The sequence below is a fragment of the Streptomyces lycii genome, assembly GCF_009735685.1.
Lineage (GTDB): Bacteria > Actinomycetota > Actinomycetes > Streptomycetales > Streptomycetaceae > Streptomyces > Streptomyces lycii.
On the sequence record NZ_WHPN01000302.1, the window covers coordinates 1 to 2,930 of the forward strand.

The window sequence follows — 2,930 nt, forward strand, 5'->3', positions numbered from 1 at the left end:
CCGGTGATGTACATCTCTCCGGGTACGCCCGGCGGTACCGGACGCAACGCCCCGTCCAGCACGAAGACCCGGGTGCCCGCGATCGGACGGCCGATCGGCGGCGTCACGGCGCCGGACAGCGGGCCGCTCATGGTGGCGCAGACGGTGGTCTCGGTGGGGCCGTACTGATTGATCATGCGCCGGCCCGCGGACCACTGTTCCACCAGGGCGGGCGCACAGACCTCGCCGCCCACCGACAGCGTCATGCCCTCCGGCAGGGCGTCGTCCGGCAGTGCCGCGAGGACGACGGGCGGTATGCCCGCGTGCGTGACGCCGTGTCTCTTCAGCACGGTCACCAGGCCGTCGCCGGGGAGCAGATCGGCGGCAGGGGCCATGACCAGACAGGCCCCGGAGAGCAGGGACATCCACACCTCCATCGAGGCCACGTCGAAACTGGGCGAGGCGAACTGCAGCACTCGGCTGTCCGGCGTGATGTCGGCCGCAGCGATCGCGGCACGCGCCGTGTTCAGGAGGCCGCTCTGCCGGACGACGACACCCTTGGGGCGACCGGTGGACCCGGAGGTGTAGATGACGTAGGCGGGATGTTCCGGGCCGAGGGGCGTGCGGCGGTCGTCGTCGGTGAGGTTCTCCGGCGGTTGTTCCGCGAGTGCGGCCCGGGTGGCCGGGTCGTCGAGGAGGAGCCGCGGCGCGCCGCGGCCGGGGATGTCCTCGGTGACGGACGTGACGGTGAGGATCGCGGAGGGTGCGGCGTCGTCCAGCATGTACGCGAGCCGGTCGGCGGGGTAGCCGGGGTCGAGGGGGACGTAGGCGGCGCCTGCTTTGAGGACGGCGAGGAGGGCGACGACGAGTTCGGCGGAGCGGGGGAGGGCGACGCCCACGCGGTCCTCGGGGCCCACGCCGTGTCCGGTGAGTGAGCGTGCGAGCCGGTTGGCCCGCCGGTTCAGTTCCCCGTACGTCAGCTCCTCGTCGCCGAAGACCACCGCGACCGCCCCGGCCGAGCGCGCCGCCCGCGCCTCGAACGACTCCGCCAGCGCGCCGTGGTCCGTGCCGGGGCGCTGCCCCGCCGCGCCCCCGCCGGTCAGCTCGGCCAGTTCCTTCGGCGGCAGCACGTCGAGCTGTCGCAGCGGTGCCCGGGGGGCCGTCTCCAGAGCGGTGGTGACGGCGTCGAGGGCGGTGTGCAGATAGCCGCACACGGCCCACGGGTCGATGGACGCCGCCGCCTGGACCATCAGACGCAGCTCCGTGCCCAGGTCGTCGACCGCCGCCGTGAGCGGATAGTTGGTGCGTTCGCGGGCGTGCAGCCACTCGGCGCCGTCGATCGGCGGCGCCGCGGGCTCCGTACCCGAAGCGGTGCTGTAGCGGTAGTTGAAGAGCGAGGTGAACAGCGGCGTCCGGGGGCCGACGGCACCGGCCCGCTGCGCCAGTGTCAGCGGCGCGTGCTCGTGCACCAGTACGTCGGCCAGCTGCCCGTGCATCGCCCGTGCCGCCTCCGCCACCGACACCCCGCCGACCGCGGCGCGTACCGGAAGCGTGTTGATGAACAGCCCCGGCACCCGGTCCGCCCCGGCTCCGGCCTGGAGACGGCCGAACACGACCGTGCCGAACACCACGTCGTCCCGCCCCGACAGCGCCGCGACGACCCGCGCCCACGCGACGTGGAACACCGTGGCCGCGCTCACGCCCAGGCCGCGCGCCGCCTCCCGTACCCGGGCGGCCAGCTCGCGGTCGACCGCGAGCGACGCCTCCGCCACATCACTGCCGTCACCGCGGACCTCCAGCACCCCGTACGGGGCCGTCGGTTCCGTCACGTCCCCCAGCAGCGCCCGGAAGTACGCCTCGTGCTCGTCCCGGGACATCCGCAGCCGGGCCTGCGCCACGAAGTCCCGGAACGGCAGCGGTTCGGCCAGCTCGTGTCCCCGCCCGGCCCGCAGGACGCCCACCTCGTGCGCCACCACGTCCAGCGAGGTGTGGTCGCCGATGAGGTGGTGGAAGCGGTACAGCACCAGCCAGCGGCCCGTACCGGTGTCCCGTCCGACGTGCAGGTCCAGCAGCGGGGCGTGCCCGAGGTCCATCGGCCGGTTCCACCGGGTCCGCAGCTCCTCGACGGCCTCGCCGCCCGTCGCCGTCAGCGGCACCTCGGTGACACGCAGCGGCGCTTCGCGCAGCACCACCTGCACGGGCTCGGGAAGCCCCTCCCACACCACGGCCGTCCGGAAGATGTCGTGCCGTTCGACCACGCGCCGCAGCGCCGCCACGAAACCGTCGAGCGCCGCACGCGAACCGAAGCCGAGGACCGCGGTCACCACATACGTGTCCCCGCCCGCCGCTGCACCGCCCTCCGCCGGGGTGTCCGCCCCGGCCGGCCCGTCCTCCGCGTCCAGCAGGTGGTGGAAGAAGATGCCCTCCTGGAGCGGTGCCAGCGGATACACGTCCGCCACGTTCCGCGCCCCGCCGGGAACCGCCGCCGCCACCCGCTCCAGCTGCGCCGCGTCCAGACCGGCCAGCGGCACCATCCCGGGCGTGAGCACGTCCGTGCCCGCCGCCGGGATCCCGTTCGGCGGCACCCGTACGTCCGACCGGCCCGCGGCCGACGCCAGGCTCGCCACCGTCGGCGCGGTGAACAGCGTCCGCACGTCCACCGCGATCCCGCGCGTCCGCAGCCGTTCCACCAGCGAGACGGCGGACAGCGAGTGCCCGCCCAGCGCGAAGAACGAGTCGTCGACGCCGACCCGCTCCACGCCGAGAACCTCGGCGAAGGCCCGGCACATCGCCTCCTCTCGCGCGTCACGCGGCCCGCGGCCCGTACCGGCGGGAGCGGCGTCCGGGGCGGGGAGGGCCTTCCGGTCGAGCTTTCCGTTCACGGTCAGGGGCAGTTCGTTGAGGAGGATGAGGGCTGAGGGGGTCATGTGGTGGGGGAGGAAGGTGGTGAG

Annotated in this window: 1 protein-coding gene; it reads right to left on the reverse strand. The window is 74.2% G+C overall.

Going from position 1 to position 2,930, the window contains the following annotated elements:
• The coding region (locus tag GCU69_RS18155) for an AMP-binding protein (protein WP_156206629.1) at positions 1-2,906 on the reverse strand (2,906 nt) is incomplete at its 3' end.
• Positions 2,907-2,930 lie beyond the last annotated feature (24 nt).